Consider the following 26,026-nt stretch of genomic DNA (forward strand, 5'->3'; position numbering starts at 1 on the left):
TGCTTGCAATCCCCACCTATTTATTGTAACTTGCCTACAAAATCGGAAGATTATGTCCATCCAAATCCAGCGGCACTTGTTTACCATCGCAGACTACCATAAAATGGGAGCGGAGGGGATTTTGCCAGAACGTGGAATAGAATTGATCAACGGAGAAATCATTAAAATGAGCCCCATTGGAAGTAAACATGCCGCCAAAGTAGACAAATTGGCTCGGCTATTGAATGAAAAATTGAGTAAAGCATTGATCGTTCGCTCACAAAATCCCTTTATCGCCAATAACCTATCCGAGCCAGAGCCAGACATCGCCCTGGTAAACTATCGCGACGATTTTTACGAAAATGAACTGCCCCACGGCACCGATATCCACCTGATCATCGAAGTGGCCGATACCACCTTTAGTTATGATACCAAAGTGAAATTGCCCTTGTATGCCGAGAGTGGCATCCCTGAGTATTGGGTGATTGATTTGAATAAAAAACAGGTGCATGTGTATTGGGATGCGCTGGAAAATAGCTATCAACAAAGCAGGGTGTACCGCAGTGGAGAGCTGATTAAAGCGCAGGAGATTGAGCTGGAAATGGAAGTGGGGCAGATGGTGTAAAATCTTGTCCATCACGTCTCAAAATAAGTACCTCGTGTTAAGCTGGGCATCTTACCCGCTACTACGTGGGCGCTCGTCGATCCTAAAATGCTCGCTGCGCGAGCAGGCTCGACGGTCGCACCTACTGAAATCCTACTCCTTGCGCGAAAGAAGCAGGAATTTTTAACAAAATAAGGGCCAATGTTTTCCCCAAATTGAGGCATTTCTCCCCAGCCCCTCCACATTTTCGACCAAAAAGCCACAAAAACTCATTTTTTTGGGACAGGAATGCATTTTTCACTGTTACAAGTGTGACGTTTTTACGTATAAATACACATACACCCATAAACATTGTCCCATGCGTATCCTCATCCTGCTTTCCACCCTTTTGGCATCTGCGATTCAACCCAATGGATCAGTAGAAAAAGAAGCCAAATCCGAAAATACCACCCCTGCCACTATTGCGGTTGCTAAAGTCGATCCAGCGGAGTCAACACTCCTCCAGGATATCGACACCGAGTACCTGATGAAAGGCAGTTGGAAAATTCTCAGCATTACCGCTGACAAACCTTGCGACGTCAATGGTGATGGGTACGAAACCACCGACATCATGACTGAAACGCCCACCTGTGCCCTCGACGACGTGATGAAAATTTATCCCAATCATACCGTCAGTTTTGAGCGCCACCAGCGTTGTGTGTCTTCCGAACGCCCCATTGAAACCTACAAATGGAAATTGGCCAAAGACGGCACTTTTACCATCATCGACGGCACCATTGAAGCGGTAATGATCCTGAAATCAGCCAATGCTTCGCGGATGGTCATGCTGATCCCGATGGAAGAAGATGGTGAAATCTACCATTTCAAAGTGACCTACGGGCAAAAAAGCCAACAGATCCCTGGGAAGATTTTGAAAAATTAAAGAAAATTAAACAAGTTTTAATAGCTGAGGTGCCCCTTAAGTGCCTTCAGTTTCTTAGATGGTGAAAAAACATTCCTTAACCACCTAAGAAACTGAAGACACTTAAGGAACACCTTAGTAAAGCAGATCAAATCGAATAAGCTGTCATCAGTACCTCCCAAATTCGCCCAATCCCCTCACTCTCCTGCAAATGTTTAATCGGCGAAAGGCCAATCGACTTCCGCAAGATATTGACCTGTTCAGTTTCACAAGTTGGTGTTTGATCATGCCGCAGCATCATTATCGCCGTTTTGAGTGACCCCGCTTTGACCCGGATGCAGTGCTGGGCATAACGCGCCGGATGGATGTGTACATATCGCTCAGGATCATCACCACGCAGTAAAGTCCAGGTCGAACCATCAGAAATTGTCAAATTTTGGTACCCTTGTTTGTTTGCCAAAAAGGAAATAAAATCAAGCTCAGTCTCCATTCCACTTTCTTTCAATTGCCCCAAAATTTCTTGACCGATGCCATGCGGACTGAGTTCGCCGCAGTACAAATCCATTTGAGAAGCCCCAATTCGGGGTATCGCCATATAAAATTCCTCATCAACGCTGCTTTGAATGAAATACTGGAGGTAACCCCGATGATGTTTCAAGGGGTGAAAAAGGACAGGGATGGGAGAATGAAAAGATTCATCGGTCATTTTGTTCTTGTGTACATTTTAAAATGAAAGTAGGGAAAAAACGTCGGCAATCCGCCAAATGGTTCCCGGAAAACTCAGGTTCAACCATTGAGGATGCACATTTCCAAAGATAATTATGCTCAAAGGCTGCACCTGTCATAAATCCCCCCTGTTTTTGAACAATTTTCCCCCTATTATTCTGCTAGTGAGATCGGACTTTTGGGAGTGTACTTTGTGAGCGTACCAACGTGTCAACGGACACTGACAGATCACTGCAAATACACTTACCAAATTGCTAATTCACTCACTTATGAAGTTTTCTACATCTTTTCCAAGAATGATGAGGTGGATGATGGTTCCCCTGGGGCTCCTATTCGCCACCCTACTGAGTGCGCAGATGCGGACAATCACCGGGAAACTTAGTTCCTCGGCAGGAGAAGCGCTGATTGGGGCAACCGTACAAGTACAAGCGGCTGCCGAGCGCGGCACGGTGACGGATGCCAGCGGCAATTACGCCATTCAAGCTGCCAAAGGCGAAGTACTGGTGTTTTCGTACCTCGGGCTCAGTCCCAAAACCCTGACTGTAGGGAACGAAACAGTTTTGAATGTTGACTTGGAACCCGATGCTACCCTTTTGGAAGAAACGGTAGTGGTAGGGTATGGCACCGCTAAGAGAAGTGACCTGACTGGGGCAGTTGGCTCGGTTACTGGCGAACAAATCAAAAGTTCGGTGTTCACCAACTTTGACCAGGCGCTGCAAGGCCGGATCGCCGGGGTGCAAGTGACCCAAAACTCGGGTGCACCGGGTGGCGCAGCCTCGATCCGCATTCGGGGGGCCAACTCCATTACCGGTTCGAGCGAACCGCTTTACGTCATCGACGGGATTCCTTTCCAGGGCGACGGGTCGGGCGTATCGGGCTTTGACTGGGCCGGTGGTGCCAATGGCCAAAACCGGGTAAACCCCCTCGCGGCCATTAACCCCAACGACATTGTCAGCATCGAAGTGTTAAAAGACGCTTCGGCTTCAGCCATTTACGGTGCTCGTGCCGCCAACGGGGTGATCCTGGTGACCACCAAGCGGGGCAAAAAGGGCGAATCAAAGGTTTCGTACAACGCCTACTACGCCCAGCAAGAATTGCCACGCCGCATCGAAATGATGAACTTGCCGCAATTTGCCGATTATCAGGCACAGGTTACGGCGGATTTGGGCTTACAATTGAACCAACGTTACCTCGATCCCAGCCTCTTGGGCCCCGGTACCGATTGGCAGGATGAAGTTTTCCGTCAGGCTGGTATGCACAGCCACCAACTTTCGGTTTCGGGCGGTAGCGACAAGATGACTTATGCCATTTCTGGTGGTTTGTTCCAGCAAGACGGCATCATCATTGGTTCGGATTTTAACCGCTACACCACCCGCATAAACTTAGACAATCAAGTAAAAAGTTGGCTCAAAATTGGCGGTAGTTTTGCCTACGCCAATACCAACGAAAAAATCACCCTCAATGATGGTGGTGATGGGGTCATTATCCAATCTTTGGTGATGGCACCCGATGTACCCGTTAAGGACATCAATGGCGACTATGCTGGGCCAGAAGCCCAGGCTGGTGCCTCTTCTTTCAACCCCGTAGCGGCTGCGCTGCAACGCAACAACACCTTGCAACGCCAACGCATCATGGCCAACGTGTATGGCGATCTAACTTTGATGAAGGGCTTGACGTTCCGCTCTGAATTGAGCTTTGACGACAACAGCTCCTTGAACAAAGCGTTCCAGCCTACCTACAAGTGGGGCGTGTTGGTCAACCGCGAAAACCAGTTGCGCCAGCGTGAAGAAAGCAGTTTCTTCTGGATTTTGAAAAACTACCTGACTTACAATTTTACGCTTGGCACCAAACACAAGTTGACCGCCATGTTGGGTCAGGAAGCTCAGAAGTCCAACTGGCAAGGCTCTGTCGTGACCAAGAAAAACTTTGCTTCCAACGACATCCAGGTGCTCAGTGAAGGTGAAGACGTGACTTCACGCACCTCCGGCTGGAAAGATGGCGCGGCGATCGAGTCCTACTTTGGCCGCTTCAACTACAACTTTGGCGAGCGTTACCTCTTTACTTTCACCATGCGGGCGGACGGTTCTTCCAAATTTGGCCCTGAAAACCGCTGGGGTTACTTCCCTTCCGGCTCTTTTGCCTGGAGATTGGGTGAAGAAGAGTTCATGAAAGGGTTAAATACCGACATCAAACTGCGCATTGGTTATGGCGAAGTGGGCAACCAGGCCATTGGCAACTACCTCTTTGGCTCTGCGCTACAAACCATTACCACTCCTTTTGGAACAGCTTACCGTTTGCAACAAATTGCCAACCCCAAACTGAAGTGGGAAGCGACGCAGCAATGGAACGTAGGGGTAGACTTGTCCTTGTTCAAAGGCCGCGCCGACCTGACGGTTGACGTATACCAAAAACGCACCAACGACATGTTGCTCCAGCTCTCCGTACCCAGCTACCTGGGCGGTTCGGGCTACAACGATATCCGTGCGCCTTACGCCAACGTAGGCCAGATGGAGAACAAGGGGATCGACATTGGGTTAAATACCCGCAACATCAAAACCGACAACTTCAGCTGGAATACCGACTTCACGATGTCTTTGAACCGCAACAAAGTTTTGGCCTTGGACAACGACGCGCGCATCTACTGGCGGAACCTGTACTGGTACAGCGAATTCCAGACTGCGACGCGTACCGGAGTTGGTTTGCCAGTAGGACAGTTTTATGGCTACGTAACCGATGGACTGTTTACCAGCCAGGAAGACATTCTGGGCCATGCCGTACAAATTCCTGATCCATCTAATGAAGGCAAAAACCTGGTGGACAAAAGAACCGGGGTGTGGATTGGCGACATCAAGTTCAAAGACCTGAATGGCGACGGCGTGGTGAATACCCAGGATCAAACCATCATTGGCAACCCCAACCCGGATTTCACCATGGGGTTGAACAATAGTTTTACCTACAAAAACTTAGACCTTACGGTGTACCTCACGGGCTCCTACGGTGCTGAGGTATTGAACTACTCCCGCGTATTGACGGAAGGCCAGGTTACGATTTTCGGCAACCAAGCGCGGACGGTGGACAATCGGGTGCGCTACGCATTGAAAAACCCGACCGGTTCTGACCTCGATCCAGCGAACGTGGTAATCGCCAATCCAGGCGCCACCTTGCCTCGACCAACCACTACCGACAACAACCGGAATACCCGGATGTCGGATCGTTTCATCGAGAATGGTTCTTATACCCGCATTCAGAACATCCGTTTGGGCTATACTTTCCCTACAACGCTGTTGCAGAAAATCCGGGTACAGAAGTTGAGACTGTACGTGAACGCCCAAAACATCTACACCTTTACCAACTACTCTGGTTACGACGCTGAAATTGGTGCCTTCAACCAGGATCCATTGTTGCAAAACGTGGATATGGGCCGGTACCCAACGCCTCGGGTGATCACTTTTGGTTTGGATGTGGATTTCTAACCGGTAGAGACGCACGGCCGTGCGTCTTGGACTGGGGAATGAGACGCACGCCGTGCGTCTCTACACAACAATTAAAAATCAAGACATGAAACATCATTTCAAATACATCATTTCTTTTTGTGCAGTTCTGCTGATCAGCTCTTGTGGCAAGGATTTTCTGGACATCACGCCAGTGGATCGTTTGACTGCCGACAATTTTTACCGCAACGAAACCGAAATCAAGGCTTCAACCGCTTCCTTGTACGGTTTCCCCTGGTTTGACTTCAACGATAAGTTTTTCTGGTGTGCGGGCGACGAGATGTCGGGGAACATTTACCATACCTGGGATCAGGAAGGGCAATTTTTCTATTTTTCCTTTACGGAGGGTAATGCCCACATTTCTTCTGGTTGGAGAGGTTTGTTCCGCGTAATTTCCTACGCCAACTCCATCATCAACGACATGCCTCCCGCAGCCGCAGGTAAGGTGAGTGAGGTAGTGATCAACAGGGCATTGGGTGAAGCACGTTTTATCCGGGGTACTGCCTATTACATGTTGGCTGAATTTTGGGGTGATGTGCCAATCGTAGAAAATTCTACCGAACTGGTAGCTGCAAATAACCTGATTTTGCCCAAAAACACCCGCGCCAGCGTCTATGAATTTGTTCGTCGTGATCTGGCATTTGCTGCCGAAAACCTACCTGTTTCGGACAACCCTGGCCGGGCTACCCAATGGTCGGCTAAAGGTATGTTGGCCAAATTACACCTCACCATGGCCCAAAACCTGAGTGATGCCAAGTCGGCTGAAAACTTTGCCAAAGCCAAAGCACTGGCAGCCGAAGTCATCGAAACCAGCGGTTTGTCCTTGATGAGCAACTACGCCGATTTGTTCAAAATCGAAAACAACAACAACCCTGAGTCTCTGTTTGCGATGCAGTGGATGGAAGGTTCTTACGCCTTGGGCAATAGCCGTCAGGCAAACTGGGCGCGCAGCAGCGTCATCACGGGCAACAGTGAAGCCTGGGGTGGTGGCAAAGGAGTGACTTACGACTTTATCCAGGACGTTGAAGCTGGTGACAAGCGCCAGTCTTCTATTTACATGAAGCCCGGCGACCATTATCCCGAAATCAACAAGGACAATGGGGGCTATACCTTCAACCTGGTCAACCGCGATCCCAGTGATCCCAATATCACTTTGGAAAATGCCCCTCCCGTGCTCAATAGTTTGAAAAAGTACATCGTCGGCAGTGCGCAAGACAACGCTGGTAAAGTATCGACTGGACAAGCCGTTGCCTTGAATCAATACATCATGCGTTTGGCCGATGTCTACTTGATTTATGCCGAAGCAACCTTAGGCGCTGCACCATCCACTGCGGATGCCAAAGCGCTCCAGTACTTCAATGCCATTCGTACCCGTGCGGGATTGGCCTCCAAAACCAGCATCACTTTTGCCGATATTTTGAAAGAACGCCGCATCGAATTCGGATTGGAGAGCATCACCTGGTTCGACATCAAACGCTTTTTCTACCGTGACGCACCAGCATGTTTGGCCTATTTGAGTGCACAGGAAAAGGAAAACACCTATTTCCGTATCAACACGCCAAGTGCACCGGATGAAAACACCGTAGCGGGCTATCAAATCAATCCTCCACCGAGTTTGATCAGGGTGGACGCCGCAAAAATGTTTTTACCCATCCCCGCCGCAGAGGTTGTTGCCAATGCGAAGTTGGCACCCGGTGTGGCTGCGGAAGAATATCAGTTCAAGTAGTATTGTTAAACGACCAAATCAGACAACATGAAATCCTTTTTTTCATATACTGCCTTATTTATCGTTTTGGCTGTCAGCATTTTTTCCTGTAAAAAGGATGACAATGATGGCGCCACTACGGGTACGCCAGTAATCAAATACGTGCGGATCACCGATCCCAAGGCAGCCGATTCATTGGTAGTGGGTGCCTTTATGGGCAGCCTGGTAGCCATTGTGGGGGAAAACCTGCAAAGCACGAAGGAGTTGTGGTTCAATGACCAAAAGGCCACGTTGAGCCCCACTTACATCACCAACAAAACCATCTTGGTGAATGTGCCGAGTACGGTGCCCAGCCAGGTGACCGACAAAATCCGTTTTGTCTTTACCGATGGCAGTGAACTGCTGTACGACTTTAAAGTCAATGTACCTGCGCCACTGCTCAACAGCATCGACTGTGAATACGTGCCCGATGGGGGCGTAGTGCAACTGGAAGGAGACTTCTTCTTTGAGCCCAAGGTGTTTTTTACCGACAACCTGGCTGCCGAAATTGTAAGCATTTCCAAAACTGCTTTGTCGGTTAAAGTGCCTGCTGGAGCCAAACCTGGGCCAATCACCATCCAAACCAACTTCGGCAAGGTGAAGTCGCGCTTTTTGTTCCGCGACAACCGCAACATCCTGCTGAATTACGATGGTCAAAACCACGAAACCTGGACTGCACCCATCACCGCTGCCAATGCCGATCCAAGCATGCTGGGTTGTGATGGTAGTTATGTCTTGTTCAAACACAATTCCAATGGTGCCTGGCAGTGGACCAACGAGCTGACCATGCAATATTGGGCACCGCGTGGCCGTGGCCGAGTTCCAGTAGCAACGGGCTCGCTCAATGACTTGACCCTCAAGTTTGAATGCAACGTGCCGCAAGAATGGAAAGATGTACGTATGGAAATGTTCTTTGGTCCTTTTGCTGAAGACCACGGTCGTGACGCTGCAGGTACCGCCATGGCGCGCTGGAAGCCCTGGAAAAATGGCCCCTTCAAAACCAATGGCTGGGTTACCATTTCCATTCCATTGACTGAATTCAAATACGGCAAAGACGATTCTGATACCGATGAAATTGGCACCCGCAAAATTGAGAACCTGTCCAATTTAACGAATGTGACCTTTATGCTCTTTGGCCCTGCCGCTGGCACCAACCCAATAAAAGTAGCTATCGACAACATTCGCATCGTTCAAAATTAATGTTAAACCTAAGACACTATGTTTCGCAAGCTATCCATAAAACCCGTCCTCTTGACCAGCTTGTTGTTGGTGGTGCTTTTTGTGCTCAACAACTGCAAAAAGGATGATGACATTGCCAGTGGGCTGGTCCAACTCAATAGTTTTGGCCCTTCGCCCGCATTGCGCGGCGGTGAATTGCACTTCATTGGGGTGAATTTGGACAAGGTAACCGCCATTGTACTACCCAATAATGTAGAAGTCACTACGTTCAAAACCAAAACTTCCGAATCGATTGTAATCGATGTGCCGAAAGCAACAGTTGATGGTAAAGTGACGCTCAAAACGCCAGGTGGTGACATCACTTCGAAGTCACTCTTGACTATTTCCGAACCGATCGCGATCACCAGCTTTAGCCCGGCCAAACTGCGGCCAGGAGCTACGCTGACCATCGAAGGGACGTATTTGAACCTGATCAAGGAGGTCATTTTTAGCAATAAAAAATCAGTAACCGCATTCAAAAGCCAAACTGAAACCAAGCTGGAAGTGGTCGTACCTGCTGATGCTCAAACCGGTGCCTTTGTCATCTCGAATGGCCTGGTTGATCCGATTTTGATTGAGTCGGCTACTCCATTGGACATTACTACTTCGGTGGTGAGTGGTATTGCGCCTAGCCCAGTAAAAGCGGGTGCAAGCATGACCATCACAGGAACCGATCTGGATTTGACCAAAGAAATCACTTTCCCAGGTGGAACCAAAGTCACTACTTTTGAAAGCATTGAAGCGGGCAAAATTGTGGTAAAAGTGCCTGCCAATAGCCAGGACGGTGTCATTAAACTCGGCATGGCTTCTCTGGTAGAAGTGAGCAGCACGCCTACGGTCACCATGTTGTCGCCGACCATCAGCAGCATCGCGCCCAATCCTGCCAAAACGGGTGGGCTCATCACCTTGAAAGGCAAAGACCTGGATCTGGTGACATCCGTAACTTTTGGAGGCAACAAAACGGGTACCATCCAATCGGAGCGCAGTGAAAGCGAAATGCAGGTACGTGTACCCGCGGATGCAACGGTAAGTACCGTGAGTTTTGGCACGGCATCCAACAAATCGGTGACTTCTTCCGAAGCACTGAGCCTGGTTAAACCCAGCATTTCGTCCATAACCCCTACCGATATTCAGGTCAGCAAAGAGCTGATTATCAATGGTGATGATCTGGATATTGTGGCTAAAGTGAAATTCAGTGGGGATAAAGAAGTGGACGTAAAAAATGCCACGGGGAGCCAAATCAAAGTGATTGTACCGGTGGGAACTACTTCTGGCGCCATCACGCTGGTGGCCAACAATGGCGACGAAGTGGCTTCTACCCAGCAACTCAATATCCTGGCTTCAACTTCTTCGGTGATCACCAAAATGCCTACTAATGCCAAGCCGGGTCAAAAAATCCGCATCGAGGGTGAAAACCTGGATGAAATCAGCGAGGTGATTTTCCCAGGTGAGATAGCTGCAACGATGTTTGGGGCAAAATCCAATAGCATCATTGAAGTAGTAATACCCATCAAAGTTAAAAATGGGATTGGCAAAATCAAATTCATCACCACCAAAGGGGAAACCATCGAATCTCCTGAAATCAACATTCAGGGCATCGATCCGGTGGCTGATTTGAGCCTGGTGTTCTTCAACTTTGACGGTCTCGATCGTTGGTGGGGCGACGCCGGGGTGAATGAAAAAGATCCCAACCTGAGTGTAGATGGCAGCAATTATTTCCGGGTCAACCAAAGTTGCAACGGCTGGACGGGCTTTTTCTGGCGCAACGGCGGGAATAATTTCCCCGGCAGCGTCATCGGAACCCAAATCAACAACTACGTTTTGAAGTTTGACGTGAATGTACTCACGCCCATCACTGGTGGGGAATTTGCCTGGCGCTTAAAAGGTTCCGAGGGGGACTTCTGGTACCGCTGGAAGCCTTGGGAAGCTAGCGGCTCTTACAAAACCGACGGTTGGATCACAGTGACTGTTCCGATTACGGCCTTCTCGGATGGCAGCAAGGGGATTGTGAACCTGGCTTCGATTACAGAGGACTTTGGGGTGGCGTTTAACTCGGGGAGCTCTGCGGTGAATGTATGTATTGACAATGTTCGCTTTGAGAAGAAGTAAACAAGCTCGAAGATATTAAGCATAACAGTGTTCTATTGTTGAGGCTGGCCGGGGTAATCTGGTCAGCCTTTTTTGGTTTACCGCTTGAAGTAGGTTTTAATGACCTTTTCCACACGTAAGTGAATTTATACATTGAAAAATGCTTTTTTTTAGTCAATGTATTTAAATTCGCCCCATTCATTCAAAAAAGCAAAACCCTTATGGAATCGCTCGAATACTATTTGGCTGCGCGTTATAAACGTCTACTCGCCTACTTGATCGACATTTTACCTATTGTCTTGATCCTATTCTTATTGTGCTATAATTTTTTAGGATTGGATGAGGTCTGGAACAATTATTTGCATAAAAGGGGAGATTTACTTTCAAGAGTTGAGTTCTTACAATACAGAAATAGAATTCGCGATTTTTCCTTTTTGGTATGGATCATTTATGCTTTCATCTTGGAGGCTTCAGCACAACAAGGAACGCTGGGCAAAAGGATCATGGGAATAAAAGTAATTAATGCTTCTGGTAACAGGCTAAACTTTAAGCAGTCAGCAATCCGGAATTTTTGCAAGATTTTGTCCTATATCCCCCTGAGCCTTGGCTTTCTGTGGCTTGTTTTTGATCGCAACAGACAGGGTTGGCACGATAAAATAGGTGGAACCTTTGTGGTAGATGCTGATTTTATGGTGGAGGATAATGTGGAAGCAGGAAGTGACGAAATACTGGACTCAGCAGTTTAGAATGCCTTACAACCATGAGTCTATCCTCCTGTTTAGGGGAGAAGATTTGGACTAGAGGGGCAAGCCTTTGTTGCTTAAATTCAAACCAGTCGGATATCCAATAACTGTCGCGCTACTCGATGCAGCGCATTCTGCACACGCAAGGCCTGTTCCCGCGAAGGGCGTTTGGCACCAGACAGGTATTGTGGTTTGTCAAGAAAAATATAACCGCCATTCCCCACCCAATTCGAGCGAAAAAAATAATTAATTTCACGGGTAAAAAACACATTGGAGAGTAAAGAACTGAATCATTTGGGCATAGTATCAGGGATGATTGACCAATTAGGGCTAGTTGCGGGCATAGATTCGAGGGTAAAGCAAGAGATGAGGGATTGTCATGTGAGTATAGGAGTTGGGGTGAAGGCTATGCTCATCAACGGGTTGGGTTTTTCGCAGCGAACGTTGTATCTGGTAAGTAATTATTTTGACAACCTGCCAGTAGAACTATTATTAGGGCCAGACATAGAATCCAACCACCTCAATGACAGTGTATTGGGACGAATATTAGACGAGATACACGAATATGGGTGTACTAAGTTATATTCAGAGTTAACGCCACAGATTTGCAAAAGTTTGAACTTAACTCCTACTGAATTGTGCATGGACAGTACCGATTTTCATTTATATGGAAAGTACAACAGTGAACTGGAGGTAGAAGAGGGCAGCCAAGTATTACATTTAACCTGAGGCTACAGCCGAGACCATCGTCCAGATTTGAACCAGGTTGTGCTCAATTTAATTGTTGAGAACCAAGCGGGTATTGTTCTACACATGGAGGCCCATAGTGGGAAAAAATCGGACAAGGCGATTTTCCGAGAAACAATTAGAGCACACATATCGCAATTACAAAGGACCTATGAAGTGGCTGATTTATTGATGGATGGTGCGGGATATACCGCCGAAACGATCAAAGAGCACAGTGGCAGTATTCATTGGATTAGCCGAGTTCCAGAAACGATCAAAGAGGCGCGAGTAGCCATTGAGTCGGGGGGTGAAATGAAAGACTTAGGTTCGGAGTACCGTTTCATTCTTTGTTAAAAAGCCTGAAAGGGTGGAAGCATTACTTTTTATTATGACGCTCTGCTTGAGCGTATATGCAGCCATTGAATATCAAGCGTGACAGGAGCTGATCAAGACTGATCAAACCCTTCCCAATCAGCTCAATAAACAAGTGAAGAACCCTACTGCAAGGTGGATTTTTGCAATGATGGCCGGAGTACATGTGCTTTATCTCAATGATAATCAACCTATTATTCTAAATCTTACTGATACAAAAAAGAAAATCACTGACTTAATGGGCAGCTTTGTTCAAAAATATTATTTACGCATTTAAGGGGTGGGGAATGTCGGATTTAAATTTTCATTGCTCATTTTTTTGAAATACCCAAAGTTGGTAAACATCAATCGCGGGTGCTTCCTCATTTGGCGATTCTGAGAATACTTCTGATTCAATAGTGGTGAATCCCGATTCCGTTGCAAGTTTCTCTAGTTCCGCTCCACTAATCCATTCCTCAACCGGTTGATCTGGTAGCGCGTATTTACTCCATTCTTCCCATGCTTCTGCTCTGGGGGTTGTAACAATCAGAAAGCCTTTGTTTTGAAGCGCTGCATTGAATGAACCGAAATAGGATAATTTCTCCTCATGCGGTATGTGTTCTATTACCTCAGAAGAAACAATGATATCCGGCTTGGTTTCGAGCTTATTTAAAATAGCTAAGCTTCCCATCCGAACATCAATTTGAGGGTAAATTTTCTTAGCATGCACAACCACTTTTCCCACAGGTTCTATACCCGTAACTTTTCCATAGGAACTGAGCAGAAATGCCAGCCATCCTCTACCGCACCCAAAGTCAATAATGTAGGGAGCTCTGTCTTTAAATTCATCGCCTGATAGAATATTCTTTACTTTCTTTTCAATTTGCCCCCACCTTAACAACTCATTTTTGTTAGGACTAGACTTACTCCACCCTACATCTTTTGTAAACAAATAGGTGTAATAACTTTCCTCATCTCCAATCTTATCCGAATTGATTGTTCGCATAATAGTATTGGGAACCAGTGATTTAATAAAACCAACACAATTTTGAACCATTAATTTCAAAAACTCCATGTTAAAAATGATTTATTTTTGCCCCACTACTTAGGTCTTGCAATTTCAAATTCACAGCCCAATACCTTCCACCTTTCCCCCCGCCACAAAAAACCTCCGATAATCCACCCCAAACTGCTCCACGATCTCCCCAATCCGCGTCTCATGCGTATCAGTGATGAAAATCTGCCCAAACTGTCCTTCGGTGAGCAAGCGGATCAGGTGGGTAACCCGTTGCGCGTCCAGTTTGTCAAACAAGTCATCCAGCAGCAAAATCGGCGACACGCCCTTGTTTTGGCGCAACATCTCGTATTGCGCCAGTTTGAGTGCCAGCAAAAAGGATTTTAACTGCCCCTGCGAGCCGTATTTTTTCAGCGGATGCTCACCCAGACTAAAGACCAGATCATCGCGATGGACGCCCTTGGTGGTGCGCTGTAGGGCCAGATCCTTTTGCCGACTTTGTTTCAACAAGTCTTCCAGGTCGTTTTCCAGCAGTTGTGACTCGTAGCTCAATTGCACCGCCTCCTTTCGGCCCGTGATGTATTGGTGGGTCGATTGAAAAATGGCCGTAAACTTTTGGGTAAACACCGCTCTTTGCTCCAAAACGTACAAAGCCGGGTCGATCAACTGCTCATCGTACACATCCAACAGGCTCATGCTGCCGCCGCTGCGTTCGGCCAGGCTTTTCAGTAGGGCATTGCGCTGTTGCAACACCTTATTATAGGTAATCAGTTCGTACAAGTAGCGCTGATCCAGTTGCGAGAGGGTATTGTCCAAAAAACGCCGCCGTTCTTCACTGCCTTCGCGAATGAGTTGAATGTCGTCAGGACCAATAAAAACTACGGGCAAGAGGCCGATGTGTTCCGCAAGTTTGGAGTAGGGAATGTCATTGCGTTCCAATTCCTTGAGCTTGCGTGGCATCACCTTGGCCACGATTTTTTCTTTTTTTTCCTGTAAAATAAAATGACCTTCCAGGCGAAAGAAATTTTCTTCGTGCCGGGTGATGGCATTGTCGGCCAAGTTGAAGTGGCTTTTGGCCATGCACAAATAATAAATGGCGTCGAGCAGATTGGTTTTGCCCATACCATTGTTGCCCACCAGGCAATTCAAGCGGGTGGAAAAGTCAAGCTTTTGATTTTCGTAATTTTTAAAATTCGCTAAAGCAATGCGTTCGAGGTACATTGTGTGTGAACTTTACTTGGATAGGTTGAGAGAGTTTAGGAAGGTTGAGAAGGTTTAGGCTACCGCAGTGGCAAGGTCACCGAGCGGAGCCGAGGTGCAATGCCGCTGCGGTAGCCTAAACCTTCTCAACTTCCCTAAACCTTCCTCAACTTTATCACAATTCGGGCGTTGAAGGTAAAAATAAAAATCTGCCAGACACTTTTGTCGGAAGATATATATTTGCCTTATCTTTAGCTCGACTATTCAACAAACATAGCGAAATTTCGCTAGAGAAGGTTTGAAATTAGACATGCTCTTAAGCGCAAATTTTTAAACCACTCCTAAACATACAGTGCACATGGGTTCGGTTGTAGAAAAGAAAGCATCAGCCAAAAAAAGCAGCAATCAGGTCACTTACAGCAAAGAGCAGTACCTTTTCTGGTATGAATTGATGCTGCGCATCCGCCGTTTTGAAGAACGCGCGCTGATGATGTATGGACAGCAAAAGATTCGCGGTTTCTGTCACGTTTACATTGGCCAGGAGGCTATTGCCGCAGGGATTGAGTCGGCCATTACCAAACAGGATGGCATCGTAACGGCCTATCGGCAGCACGGTATCGCCCTGGCCAGAGGGGTAAGTTCACGCCAGGCTATGGCCGAATTGTATGGCAAAGCCACGGGTATCGTCAAAGGTAAAGGTGGTTCTATGCACTTTTTCGACGCCAGCAACAAATACTTTGGTGGCAATGGCATCGTGGGTGCACAAATTCCAATCGGGACGGGCATCGGTTTTGCTGAAAAATACAAAGGCACCAAAAACTTCTGCGTGACCATGTTTGGCGACGGAGCTTCCCGCCAGGGGGCTTTGTACGAGTCTTTCAACATGGCCATGACCTGGAAACTGCCCGTGTTGTACATCGTTGAAAACAACGGGTATGCCATGGGAACTTCCGTGGAGCGTACGTCCAACGTGGAGGAGCTGTGGAAGATCGGCCTGAGTTTTGAAATGCCCAGCGAATCGGTCGATGGCATGAGCCCCGAATCCGTACACGAAGCCATTTCACGCGCTGCTGAGCACATTCGTGAGGGCAAAGGCCCCTATTTCCTGGAAATCCGCACCTACCGCTACAAAGGCCACTCGGTATCCGACCCGGCCAAGTACCGCACCAAGGAAGAAGTCCAAGCTTACCAGGATCGCGACCCGATCAAGGTGACGGAAGAAAAGATCATCAACGGAAAAATTGCTACCGAAGCAGAGATTCAAGCCATCAAGGACAAGATCAAAGCAGAGATCGAGGACTGTGTACAATTCGCAGAAAACTCACCTTATCCAGATGCTTCGGAGCTCTATACCGACAACTACACCGAATCTGACTACCCTTACATCAAGTATTAAGGCACTCAAATTCAAAATTATAGACCAAGTAGTGGGGCAAAAATAAGTGTTCATTTTCTCTGAGCCAAAGGATTAGATAAGAAACTTAAAATGAACCGTTTACTCATCTAATCCTTTGGCAAAATGAAACACTTATTTTTTTATCGCCCCCAATACGGCGATAGCTTTTTAGCTGTCGCCGTATTTTTTTGTCTTTAATAGGGGGGGAAACAAAACTTTATTTATTTTTGCGTTCCTAATTCGCAGATCACCATTAGTTGTGATTTGCGAATTAAATATAACCAGCTAACAAAGACAGAAAATGGCAAAAGGAAGACAGGTGCGCAGGGGTGCTGCTCCTAAGGCTGCGAATCGGCCGGAAGACGAGGTTTTGGTGGACATTGTAGAAGTTCGCGACCGTGCACAGGACACGTTGAATCGTTTTCGTAAACCTTTGATGATTGCAGGTGCTGCTGTGGCAGTGCTCATAATAGCTTTTATCGCTTGGAACGTTTATGTAGGCTCTCAGCAAAAAGAAGCCGTAGAGCAAATGCGCCAGGCGGAACGTTTGTTTGAACGCGATTCATTCGCTACTGCAATGTTGAAAACCCTGCCCGGCGGCTTTAAAGGGTTTCCTCAAATCATTGAAGATTACTCGGGTACACCCGCAGCAAACCTGGCCAACTACTACGCTGGCGTTTGTTTGTTGAACCTGGGCAAATACGAAGCAGCCATCAGCTACCTCAAGGATTTTAGCCCGAAAGGAAGTGTGATGCCGATCATGAAAAATGGCGCACTCGGTGATGCTTATTCCGAAACGAAGGATTTTGCAAGTGCCAAGAGCTACTACCAAAAAGCAGTCAATGCTAAGGCAAACGATTTGCTGACTCCATTTTACCTCAAGCGTTTGGCCATGCTTGCGCAAAAGGACAATGACTTCGCGGCTGCCCGCAAGTACTACGAAGAGTTGAAAAACGAATACCCTAGTGCCCCTGAAGGCCAGGATGCCGAAAAATATTTGATCTTCTTGGAAGGAAAATAATCTTTTCCAAAGGTCACTTGTTTGGAAAAAGGTAAGGAGGCATCGTGGCTTTCTTACCTTTTTTTGTTCAGTAGTTGAGAAGGTTGAGGAAAGTTGAGGAAGGTTGAGGCTACCGCAGCAACTTACACAAGGACATGGTCAAGATCACTGCGGTAGCCTCAACCTTCCTCAACTTTCCTAAACCTTCTCAACCCAAAACCGCAATACATGGCTAGCGCCCTTAAAAATCTTTCCCACTACGACGAAACTACCCTGCCATCCGCCGCTGATTTGCGCTTTGGTATCGCAGTAGCAGACTGGAATGCCCAGATCACCCACGCGTTGTACCAGGGCTGTTTGGACACCTTGCTCAAACACGGTGCCAAGGAGGAAAACATCCACATGGTACAAGTGCCCGGCTCCTTTGAACTGCCTGCTGCTGCCCGTATGTTGGCTGGTGCCCACAAACTGGATGCCATTGTGGCCATTGGTTGTGTCATCAAAGGGGAAACCAACCACAACGAGTACATCAACAACAGTGTAGCAATGGGTTTGATCAATTTGAGTATTGCCATCAATATTCCCTGTATTTTTGGAGTGCTTACCCCCAATGACGAGCAACAAGCCCTTGACCGGGCTGGTGGTATACATGGCAACAAAGGGGTAGAAGCGGGTGCAACTGCCATCCGCATGGCTGCCCTTAAAAAGCAACTGCAACAAGGAGAAAAAAGTAAAATTGGGTTTTAATCCCACACCATTATATAAAACATGGAAGCTCAGACCATCGAAACCAACACTCAACTCAATACCGTAGAAGAAGCCATTGAAGCCATTCGTAAAGGAGAAGTCATCATTGTAGTAGATGATGAAGACCGCGAGAACGAAGGCGATTTCATCTGCGCTGCGGAAACTGTAACCCCCGAAATCATCAACTTCATGGCTACCCACGGCCGTGGCTTGATTTGTACCCCATTGGACGAGCGCCGTGCCGACGAGCTTAACCTGCCGATGATGGTCTCCTCCAATACTGCCCTGCACGAAACGGCCTTTACCGTTTCCATCGACTTGATTGGGCACGGCTGCACCACCGGTATTTCTGCTTACGACCGGGCCACGGGTATTCGCGCCTTGGTGGATCCGAATACCAAAAGTACAGATTACGCCCGTCCGGGGCATATTTTCCCCTTGCGGGCAAAACAAGGTGGAGTATTGCGCCGCACCGGACATACCGAAGCCGCAATCGACCTGGCCCGGATGGCGGGCCTTTACCCAGCTGGGGTATTGGTAGAAGTATTGAATGAAGATGGGACGATGGCCCGGTTGCCAGATTTGTATAAAATTGCCCTACGCTTTGGCCTCAAAATCATTTCCATTGATGAGCTGGTCGCCTATCGGATGCAAACCGAACGTTTGGTCAAACGTGTCACTTCGGTGCAATTGCCCACTCGTTTTGGAGAATTTGAAGTGATCGCTTTTGAACAAATTCCAGGTAGTGACATCCATTTGGCCTTCAAACATGGCGAATGGACTGAAGATGAATCCGTGTTGGTGCGCGTCCACTCTTCCTCTGAAGCTGGCGACATCATCGGCAACTTGTTTGAAGAACAGGGCCTTCACCACCACCAGGCGATCCAGGCCATTCAAAAGGAAGGCAAAGGTGTGGTGTTGTTCATGCGGCAATCCGAGAAAGGAGACGCAGCCCTGTTAGCCGCTTTAAAGCAACTACAACAACAACGTGATCAAGGCAAAGAAATGAAAATCCGCAACCAAATGACCCAGCGCGACTTTGGCGTAGGCGCGCAAATCCTGCGTGACCTCGGCATCTGCAAACTGCGCTTGTTGACCAATCATCCCCGGCGTAGAGTCGGCTTGATTGGATATGGCTTGGAGATTGTGGAGAATGTACCTTTTTGAGGTTGAGGGAAGTTGATAAAGGTTGAGGCTACCGCAGCAATTTTGACAATGTCCTTGTCCAAGTCACTGCGGTAGCCTCAACCTTCTCAACCTCACTCAACCTTCTCAACTAAAACTTCGGGCACAACACCGTCTCATTGTCATAATTCCCTAAAAAGGCCAGGGAGATTTCCAATGCGCCCAAGCGGCGTCCCGAACTGGCCAGATTGCCCAAACGGGCATCATAACTGACGCCGATCAGGAAATTATTGTATTCTATCCCGGTCATCAAAATGACGGCATCCGGTACAAATTTATTGGTAAAATTCCGAACCGGGCGCACCCAGCCACCCAGGTGTAAGGCTGTTCCTGCAATGTCATCCAATAAAAAACGGAAATTGCCACCCGCATTAAACGTCAAGTGTGGCCCTTGAATGTAACCCAGGATGCGGGGTGAAAACTGCACCCGATTGTTGATTGGATATTGTAAGTTGATGTAAGCTGAATATTTGCGAAACAGCCGATTGTCATTTTGGCGTTCTTCTACCTCTTCGCGGGCATAAAAACTGATCTGCGGTTCCAGCACATGGTGCATGGCTGCTCCGGCATAAACCGCCAGTTTGTCGTTCGGAGCATAGGTATAGTTGAGGCCTACGGCGATGTCGCCGTAGCCAAAGTTGTTGAAAGGGTAAACCTCGGCGGTGGGATCGGTATAACCATCCTGGCCGTTGAACTGGTCTTCAAAACTTAGGTTTTCGTAGTTGATGTTGCGTTGGCCAATGCCAAATTGCACACCTAGGGAAAGGTATTGATCTCCGTAACGGTTTAAGGCTTTGTGGTAAGCACCCGAAATGGCAATGGTATTGGTGTAAAAATTGACCGAGGCGCTGCGGTCATTTAAAAAAATCATGCCCATACCCGCCGCGTCTTTGCCTTTTGAACCCACATCAAAACGAAAATCAGCGGCTGCTGAAAAGGTGGTATATGGCTCATCCAGCAAGTTACGACCTTGGTCGCGATAAATGGTGGAAAGTCGGTATTTGCCATTAAAAGCCCCCGTCAGACCGGGATTAAGGTACAGTGGGGAGGCATAAAACTGAGAAAAATGGGAGTCCTGACCAGCTAACTTGGTGAAGATCACCAACATGGCCAAAACCATTATCGCGTATCGTTTTCGCATAGGAGTATTCTTTGAAATTGGATGCAAAAGTACCGAATCAACCCGGCTTTTTGTGAATTGGAGCTTGTTTAAATTTTTGGGGCGAAAGCGAAAACGAGTCCATTTTAGCCCAAATGAGGCACGAAAAGCGTAGTTTAGCAGCGCTAAATGAGCATTTTCGGAACGAAACTTGGGCTAAAATGGGCCGTTTGCAGCTCGATCCCAAAAACATAAACAAGCTCTTATGGCTGGTTTATGTTTTTACTTTCCACATTCACAACGGTATTCAGCAATTTTTATTATTTTTGAACGTACGACCACGAATATCCATTGCCTTTGGAAAGCAAACGCCACCTTCATCTAGCCATTTGTCCACTGAGCGTTGTGCCAGTGCGGCATTCCCCCTCTCAGCGTAGTGAGATGATTTCCCAATTGTTGTTTGGTGAAACAGTGGAAGTCATGGAGGAAAAAGGCAAGCAGTGGTGTAAAGTACGCGCCTCCTGCGACAACTTCATCGGTTGGGTCGAAACCAATCAACTCAAGGCCATTACCCCCTCCGAATTTGAACGTTTCAACACGCATTTTTCCTATAGCCTGGAATTGGTACAACCGGTCATGGGCACCGATCATTTTATCCCCATCACCATGGGCGCCCGTTTGCCCGAGTTTGACGGCATCCGTTTTCGTTTGGGGGAGGTGTTTTATACCTTCAGTGGCCAGGCCGTAGCCCCCAGTGATTTCAAGCCAAGCGCTGATTTTATTGTCAAACTGGCCAAACGTTACCTGAATACTCCTTTTCTCTGGGGTGGTCGCTCCCCATTTGGGATGGACAGTCCGGCCCTGGTACAAATGGTTTTCCAAATGGCGGGCTACAAAGTACCTCGCGAAGCCGCTGCACAAATCGAAATCGGCGACAACATCGACTTCATCGAAAATGCCCAGACTGGAGACCTCGCTTTTTTTGAAAACAACCAGGGCCGCATCAGCCACGTGGGTATCCTCATGCCCGAAGGGAAGGTCATCCACTGTTTCGGTGGCGTGCGCATCGATAAACTGGATCACTACGGAATTTATGACGAGACTCGCCAACTGTACAGCAAACGGCTACGGCTGATCAAACGCATTTTGCCGACGATTGTGCCGAAGGTTGGGGTAGGGGAGTTGCCGGAAGTGGAAAGTACTGGGGTGCAGGCGGAGTTGTTTTAAGCTTGTGTTTGGGTTGCACTTTGTAGTGGAATCCGCTATTTTTGTAAAAAAAGGATAATGTCAGCCAATACAGTCTCATTACCCAATGCTGAAAATAAAACTGGAGCGCAGGCCAAACCTGAACGCAAGCTTCGTGCGATTTCCTGGGCAGAATTTCAAACAAAATACCTCAGTAGAGAGGATGGGTACAAATATGAATGGGTAAATCAACAGGTCGTTAAGTCAAAAAATATGGATTATTCCCAGTTCTTCATCGTCCATAAACTCCTTGAATTATTTGAACAATTGCGTGCTGCTGGACAAGTTTCTGGCATGTTGATGCCCGAAGGAGATATTTTCTTCGGCCCCAATCATCGCCGCCCGGATGTGGCCTATTTGAGTAAAGAACAAATTGCCAGGACTGCCCACGGAGAAAATCAAGTGCCAGCCTTTGTTATTGAAATCATCTCCACCAAAGACCAAATGAACCTGGTCCACGGAAAAATGGAAAATTACCGGGAAGGTGGAGTGAAAATTGTTTGGCATGTTTTTCCGCTGATCAAACAAGTGCACGTGTACTCGGGAAAAGGGTTGAAAAAAATGACAGTTTGTATTGGAGAGGATGTTTGTTCGGCGAAGGAGGTATTGGCTGGGTTTGAGGTGAAGGTGGAGGAGTTGTTTCGGAAACCGGAAGTGGGGGAGTGACAGTGATTATTTTTCACCTTTAATTTTTAATACATGGATGAATTGTTAGGTAGATTCAAAAAAACGCTTCGGGAAATTCATGGAGAATTAATTCCTGAAGCAGATTTAGATAAGATGGCTAAGGACTTAATAGTTTCAAAACCAGATAAATCTCAGTTTGAAAAATCTATTCATTTAGAATATTTTAATAACACAATAACAGATGAATCCATTGATGAATTAACAAAGGACATTGAATCATATGGGGTTTTATTTACCAAGAAGGATAAATCGAAAGAGGCTTATAATTCTATCTCAGATATTTTCACTTCTATTGTCTTAATTTTAGGTAGTGAAGTAACTGGTAATCTTTTATTGGGCGCTTTGGGAAATGGATTGTGGGAAATAATTGTAGATTGGGTAAGAGTAACAAGAGAAAATATAAAAAACAAAAAACTAACTAAAATTACTGGGGGGACTAAAATTGAACAAATAGAAATGAATCTTTATGTTTGTTTTAAAATAGATGAATTAACACGAATTGATTTTATTTTCAAAAATAATGAAGATAACACAAATTTAAGGGAGCATCTTCAAGATGCTCTAAAGTTAGTTGAAAAAGAGTCAAAGGAAGAAGAAATTCAGCTACTATCATCAAGAAAGAAATTTCGTTATGATCACGGAAAAAAAGAATGGGTTCATATAGCTCAACTATAATTTAAGGTGAGTTCGAAGATATTTAAAAGGATTGAATACAATTAGCACTAACCACATCTGTCATCTTGTAACCGCCCGTTTCAACGGGTGGATCTAAGCGCAACCACCCTTTACATCTAACATCCTTCCAGAGGATTGCATCATGAAATTGTATAGATGTAAGCCTCTGGAAGGATGTTAGATGTGAAGAGTAGGTATGCTTTGAAGCCCGCCGATAAAGCGGCGGGTTACAAGATTATAGATGTATTTGAGCGATAAATTTCAGAACTCAGGTTGACTTGTTAGTAAGCTCCTCTCATAGTCTTATTAAGGCAAGTAAATCCCTACTGCACCCCATCTCTCCCCGGCTCCGTCCGTTCCCCTGTCGGTTTCGGTTTTCCCCAGCGGTTATTGTTGGGTTTCTTTTTGCCTTGGCCACCACTATTGCCACCTTCTCTGTTCCCCGGTGCTGCCGGATTTTTCCGGCCATGCTGACCATGTCCACCGGCGGGGCGGTGAGAGTGAGGCCCGGTGCTTTTGCCCCGTCGTGCATTTGGTGAATATTCTGGCCCATCTCCCAAGTTCTTGGGTGGAGTCAGTTTTTCAATCTCTTTATCAATCAGTTTTTCAATCCGGCGGAAGCGGTGCTGATCCGTCGGTGATACCAGCGTGATGGCCTCACCCTTGCGCTCGGCACGGGCGGTACGCCCTACACGGTGTACGTAGTCCTCGGGGTCGCGGGGCACGTCGTAGTTGACCACCAGGTCGATGCCATCCACGTCGATGCCGCGGCTAATTACATCGGTGGCTACGATGATGTCAATTTTGCTGTTTTTGAACGCCAGCATGGTTTCTTCACGCTGGTCTTGCTCCACGTCGCTGCTCATTTGACCTACGGAAAGGTTTTTGCGCTGCAGTTTGCTGTACAAAGAGCTCACCGAAGCTTTCGAGGAGCAGAACACCACAATTCGTTGGCCTCTGCGGTCTTTGAGCAAGTCGGTCACCAGGGCCAGTTTTTGCTCTTCGTACACCACGTAAGCCTTTTGAGAAACCCCTTCGGCTGGTTTGGACAAGGCAATGCTGATGGTGATCGGTTGGCTGTTCATCAGGGTGCGCGCCAGTTTCATCACGCCATCGGGCATGGTAGCTGAAAACAGCAGGTTCTGACGTTTGGCCGGGATTTTAGCAATGATGCGCATCAGGTCGGGTTGGAAACCCATGTCCAGCATGCGGTCAGCTTCGTCCAGGATCAAGAAACGCAGTTTGGAAAAATTGACATACCCCATGTTGAGGTGGGAAATCAAGCGGCCAGGGGTAGCGATCACAATGTCGACACCACCCACGAACGCATTTTTTTCCTGGGCAAATTCTTTGCCGTCCCCACCGCCATAAATGGCCATAGAAGAGACTCCAGTGAAGTACGAGTACGCCTCGATCACCTGATCAATTTGTACAGCCAACTCACGGGTAGGCACAATGACGAGGGCCTGCGTAGAGTTGGCTACGCCGGATTCGATGATCTCGTTTATGACAGGAAGGATGAAGGCGGCGGTTTTGCCAGTGCCCGTTTGGGCTATTCCAATGAGGTCTTTACCCTCCAGGATGACCGGAATTGCTTTTTCTTGGATTGGGGTGGCCGTCTTATAGTTCATCGCATCGATGCCATCTAACAAGTCGGGATGTAGGCCAAAATCAGTGAAATTCAACGTTAATCTATTTACTTGACAATAAAAATCAAAATTCGGTACAAAGATGCAGTTTTTTTAGATTAAGAACACAAATTCTTTTTAGAGGTTTAGAAGGTTGAGGGAGGTTTAGAAGGTTCAAGCTACCGCAGCGATTTTGACAAGGACATTGTCTAAGCCGCTGCGGTAGCCTGAACCTTCTAAACTTTTTCTCAACCTATTTTCTCATCGCTTCCACCGGATCCATCCTGGAAGCCTGCATGGCCGGGATCATCCCCGCCAACACCCCAATAACGGTGGAAAGAATAATGCCCAAAGCCGCATTGTCGACGGAGAGGTACATTTTAAAAGAGTCAGTTATTTGGGATAAACCATACATGGCCGCCATAACCAACAACAAGCCAGCAACTCCTCCCAGGATACACAAAATGATCGATTCGATCAAAAACTCCAATAGGATGATGTAGCGCTTGGCGCCTAGAGCCTTTTTGATGCCAATCAAACGGGTGCGCTCTTTGACAGAAACGAACATGATATTGGCTACGCTAAACATGCCCACCAGGATGGCAAAACCGCCAATAAAAACCCCCAGGATATTGAGTACATTGAAAAAGCCACTCAAGAAATTGGAGATGATGGACAATTGGTTCATCGAAAAGTTATCCTCTTGTTTGGGTTTCAAACGGCGATGAGCACGCAATTTTCCTGTAACCTCATCCTTCATTTGTTCAAGAGAAACGCCTTCTGCTGCTTTGACGCAAAGGCTTGCATCTCCGAAGAGGTTATTTGATTTAAGGTTGGCGATTTTACGTGCCAATTCATAAGAGACCAGAATCACCTCGTCGAAGTTCATGACGTTGATGATGCTTTCGCCCGATTTTTCAAGGACACCAATTACTTCATACTTCCGGCCACCGATTTTAACGGTTTTTCCGATGGGATCCAAGCTACCAAAAACGGCTTCTGCTACCTTAAAACCCAACACACATTTGTTGGCGCCGTAGTGGTATTCATTAGGGGAGAAAAAGCGCCCCATCTCATAATTGAGTTTGAACATCTCCGAAAACTCAGTTGTAACCCCCAACATATAGGCTTGGTCAGCGCTGGATTTTAGGTACTTTATGGTCTTTCGGCCAATACCCACGTAATAGGTTACCAATTGAGCCGAATTGACCTTCGCTTTGACTACTTCGTAATCTTCGTAATCGACATTGGGGCGGCGCAGGTATTTGAACCAGTTGTCGGGGTTTTCCGACCAGGAGATTTTTTGGATGTAAATGACATCGTCTCCCAATTTAGCCAAACTGCCCCGTACATTGTCTTCCAGGGAATCAACCGCTGAAAAAACGCCAATGATGCAAAAGATACCGATGGTGATCCCCAGCAAGGACAAAAAACTACGCAGGCGATTGGAATTGAGTTGTCCCAAAGCCTGTACCACACTCTCGTAAATGATTCGTAAAACGATGCCCATAATCCGCGCTTATTTATTTGTACAAACATAGTCAATGCCCAGCAAAGCACCATTTTCAATCGATCAAC

Annotated in this window: 22 protein-coding genes; 16 read left to right on the forward strand and 6 right to left on the reverse strand. The window is 47.1% G+C overall.

Annotated features, from left to right (window positions below; genetic code table 11):
* Positions 1–52: 52 nt before the first annotated feature.
* Together ACEW9O_RS05640 and ACEW9O_RS05645 are read left to right on the forward strand one after the other, a co-directional pair.
* Positions 53–604 carry a Uma2 family endonuclease gene (locus ACEW9O_RS05640; RefSeq protein WP_373549158.1) on the forward strand — a complete coding sequence of 184 codons (552 nt, stop codon included), beginning with the start codon at positions 53–55 and terminating at the stop codon, positions 602–604.
* Positions 605–941: 337 nt separating this feature from the next.
* On the forward strand, positions 942–1,505 hold the full coding sequence (locus tag ACEW9O_RS05645) for a hypothetical protein (protein ID WP_373549159.1): 564 nt from the start codon (positions 942–944) through the stop codon (positions 1,503–1,505).
* A gap of 127 nt (positions 1,506–1,632) precedes the next feature.
* On the opposite strand, the gene ACEW9O_RS05650 is transcribed toward ACEW9O_RS05645, so the two are convergent.
* A complete protein-coding gene (locus ACEW9O_RS05650; protein ID WP_373549160.1) occupies positions 1,633–2,190 on the reverse strand; it encodes a hypothetical protein in 558 nt (185 codons plus the stop codon).
* A gap of 289 nt (positions 2,191–2,479) precedes the next feature.
* Here ACEW9O_RS05650 and ACEW9O_RS05655 point away from each other — a divergent pair, with 289 nt between their 5' ends.
* From ACEW9O_RS05655 to ACEW9O_RS05685, 7 genes are all read left to right on the forward strand, one after another.
* Positions 2,480–5,683, forward strand: a complete 3,204-nt coding sequence (locus ACEW9O_RS05655) for a SusC/RagA family TonB-linked outer membrane protein (RefSeq protein ID WP_373549161.1) — start codon at positions 2,480–2,482, stop codon at positions 5,681–5,683.
* 85 nt (positions 5,684–5,768) lie between these two features.
* Positions 5,769–7,427, forward strand: a complete 1,659-nt coding sequence (locus ACEW9O_RS05660; RefSeq protein WP_373549162.1) for a RagB/SusD family nutrient uptake outer membrane protein — start codon at positions 5,769–5,771, stop codon at positions 7,425–7,427.
* A gap of 27 nt (positions 7,428–7,454) precedes the next feature.
* Complete coding sequence (locus tag ACEW9O_RS05665; RefSeq protein WP_373549163.1) at positions 7,455–8,645, forward strand: glycan-binding surface protein; 1,191 nt, start codon at positions 7,455–7,457, stop codon at positions 8,643–8,645.
* An 18-nt stretch (positions 8,646–8,663) separates the two neighbouring features.
* Entirely contained in the window at positions 8,664–10,772 is a 2,109-nt protein-coding gene (locus ACEW9O_RS05670; protein ID WP_373549164.1) for a glycan-binding surface protein, read from the forward strand.
* 200 nt (positions 10,773–10,972) lie between these two features.
* Positions 10,973–11,497, forward strand: coding sequence for an RDD family protein (locus ACEW9O_RS05675; protein ID WP_373549165.1), 525 nt, complete (start codon positions 10,973–10,975; stop codon positions 11,495–11,497).
* Positions 11,498–11,764: 267 nt separating this feature from the next.
* A complete protein-coding gene (locus ACEW9O_RS05680) occupies positions 11,765–12,223 on the forward strand; it encodes a DUF4277 domain-containing protein (protein ID WP_373549166.1) in 459 nt (152 codons plus the stop codon).
* 174 nt (positions 12,224–12,397) lie between these two features.
* On the forward strand, positions 12,398–12,574 hold the full coding sequence (locus ACEW9O_RS05685; RefSeq protein WP_373549167.1) for a hypothetical protein: 177 nt from the start codon (positions 12,398–12,400) through the stop codon (positions 12,572–12,574).
* A 322-nt stretch (positions 12,575–12,896) separates the two neighbouring features.
* On the opposite strand, the gene ACEW9O_RS05690 is transcribed toward ACEW9O_RS05685, so the two are convergent.
* Positions 12,897–13,646 carry a class I SAM-dependent methyltransferase gene (locus tag ACEW9O_RS05690; protein ID WP_373549168.1) on the reverse strand — a complete coding sequence of 250 codons (750 nt, stop codon included), beginning with the start codon at positions 13,644–13,646 and terminating at the stop codon, positions 12,897–12,899.
* A 51-nt stretch (positions 13,647–13,697) separates the two neighbouring features.
* Entirely contained in the window at positions 13,698–14,807 is a 1,110-nt protein-coding gene (locus tag ACEW9O_RS05695; RefSeq protein ID WP_373549169.1) for a DNA replication/repair protein RecF, read from the reverse strand.
* A gap of 337 nt (positions 14,808–15,144) precedes the next feature.
* On the opposite strand from ACEW9O_RS05695, the gene pdhA reads away from it, so the two are divergent.
* The 4 genes from pdhA (at position 15,145) to ribB (ending at position 19,096) form a co-directional block, all read left to right on the forward strand.
* Positions 15,145–16,182, forward strand: coding sequence for a pyruvate dehydrogenase (acetyl-transferring) E1 component subunit alpha (gene pdhA / locus ACEW9O_RS05700; protein WP_373549170.1), 1,038 nt, complete (start codon positions 15,145–15,147; stop codon positions 16,180–16,182).
* Between the two features lie 301 nt (positions 16,183–16,483).
* Entirely contained in the window at positions 16,484–17,203 is a 720-nt protein-coding gene (locus ACEW9O_RS05705; RefSeq protein ID WP_373549171.1) for a tol-pal system YbgF family protein, read from the forward strand.
* Between the two features lie 207 nt (positions 17,204–17,410).
* Positions 17,411–17,929 (forward strand): 6,7-dimethyl-8-ribityllumazine synthase, encoded by a 519-nt coding sequence (ribH, locus tag ACEW9O_RS05710; protein WP_373549172.1) that lies wholly within the window; start codon positions 17,411–17,413, stop codon positions 17,927–17,929.
* 21 nt (positions 17,930–17,950) lie between these two features.
* Complete coding sequence (gene ribB, locus ACEW9O_RS05715) at positions 17,951–19,096, forward strand: 3,4-dihydroxy-2-butanone-4-phosphate synthase (protein ID WP_373549173.1); 1,146 nt, start codon at positions 17,951–17,953, stop codon at positions 19,094–19,096.
* Between the two features lie 109 nt (positions 19,097–19,205).
* Here ribB and ACEW9O_RS05720 read toward each other — a convergent pair whose 3' ends face one another.
* Positions 19,206–20,255, reverse strand: a complete 1,050-nt coding sequence (locus ACEW9O_RS05720) for a PorP/SprF family type IX secretion system membrane protein (RefSeq protein ID WP_373549174.1) — start codon at positions 20,253–20,255, stop codon at positions 19,206–19,208.
* Between the two features lie 369 nt (positions 20,256–20,624).
* Between ACEW9O_RS05720 and ACEW9O_RS05725 the strand changes: the two genes are divergently transcribed.
* From ACEW9O_RS05725 to ACEW9O_RS05735, 3 genes are read left to right on the forward strand one after another with little or no spacing between them, the layout of a single operon-like run.
* Positions 20,625–21,440, forward strand: coding sequence for an NlpC/P60 family protein (locus ACEW9O_RS05725; RefSeq protein ID WP_373549264.1), 816 nt, complete (start codon positions 20,625–20,627; stop codon positions 21,438–21,440).
* Between the two features lie 57 nt (positions 21,441–21,497).
* Entirely contained in the window at positions 21,498–22,124 is a 627-nt protein-coding gene (locus ACEW9O_RS05730) for a Uma2 family endonuclease (protein ID WP_373549175.1), read from the forward strand.
* Positions 22,125–22,157: 33 nt separating this feature from the next.
* Entirely contained in the window at positions 22,158–22,820 is a 663-nt protein-coding gene (locus ACEW9O_RS05735) for a hypothetical protein (protein ID WP_373549176.1), read from the forward strand.
* Positions 22,821–23,143: 323 nt separating this feature from the next.
* Here the strand turns inward: ACEW9O_RS05735 and ACEW9O_RS05740 are convergent, their stop codons facing one another.
* Positions 23,144–24,505, reverse strand: coding sequence for a DEAD/DEAH box helicase (locus ACEW9O_RS05740; protein WP_373549177.1), 1,362 nt, complete (start codon positions 24,503–24,505; stop codon positions 23,144–23,146).
* A 196-nt stretch (positions 24,506–24,701) separates the two neighbouring features.
* Complete coding sequence (locus tag ACEW9O_RS05745; RefSeq protein ID WP_373549178.1) at positions 24,702–25,958, reverse strand: ABC transporter permease; 1,257 nt, start codon at positions 25,956–25,958, stop codon at positions 24,702–24,704.
* Between the last annotated feature and the right edge of the window lie 68 nt (positions 25,959–26,026).

It is taken from the genome of Haliscomenobacter sp., assembly GCF_041740695.1.
Lineage (GTDB): Bacteria > Bacteroidota > Bacteroidia > Chitinophagales > Saprospiraceae > Haliscomenobacter.